The following is a 673-nucleotide window of genomic DNA, read 5'->3' as shown; positions in this document are numbered from 1 at the left end:
CCTCGCCCGACAGCGCCACCTGGTCGGACAGGCGCCAGCGCGCCCCCGCCCCGCCGCGGTCGTTGGCCCGCAGGTCGCCGCGCCGCAGCACCGTGCCCTGGCCGAAGGCATAGACCGAGACGTCGTCGGACAGTTCGCGGTCGATGCGCACGCCCGCCACCAGCCGCTCGCCGTTGTAGCCGGCCACGCGCGCCGCCGGGTTGGCCCGCGCCGTCCACGTCAGGCCCAGCGCCACCTTCCAGCCCTCCGACGGACGCACCGTCACCGCGCCGCTGCCCTCCTGTTCCGACACGCCGTTGTCGTCGCGGCGCGCATCGTAGCTTCCGCTCAGCGCCAGCCGCTCGCTTACGTCCACGCTGGCATGGGCGCCCCAGATGCGCTCGTCCACGCTGACGTTCTGGCTCAGCGTCTGGAAGCCGCCCTGGCGCTGCTCGTAATAGCCGCCCAGCGTGCCGCGCAGGCGCTCCCCGGTCAGTTCCGCCAGGTCGCCCTCGCCCTTCACCCGCCAGGCCAGCGCGGTGACGTTGCGCCGTCCCGCCGCCGTCCCGTCCGAAGACGTCAGGCCGCCGTCCGTGGAGATCGACGAGGCGAAGCCCGGACCCCGCGAGCCGGCCACCTCCGCCTCCAGCCAGGTCTTCTCCGACCTGCGCAGCAGGATGTCGGCCCCGGCCGC

1 pseudogene is annotated in these 673 nt (G+C 74.7%); it reads right to left on the bottom strand.

The window, feature by feature from the left end:
* A pseudogene (locus tag CSC94_RS24805) lies at window positions 1-673 on the bottom strand (TonB-dependent receptor); the annotation flags it as partial.

The sequence above is a fragment of the Zhengella mangrovi genome (assembly GCF_002727065.1).
Classification (GTDB): Bacteria; Pseudomonadota; Alphaproteobacteria; order Rhizobiales; family Rhizobiaceae; genus Zhengella; species Zhengella mangrovi.
The sequence above is the reverse complement of the archived record's forward strand: the minus strand, read 5'-3'. Positions and strand labels throughout refer to the sequence as shown.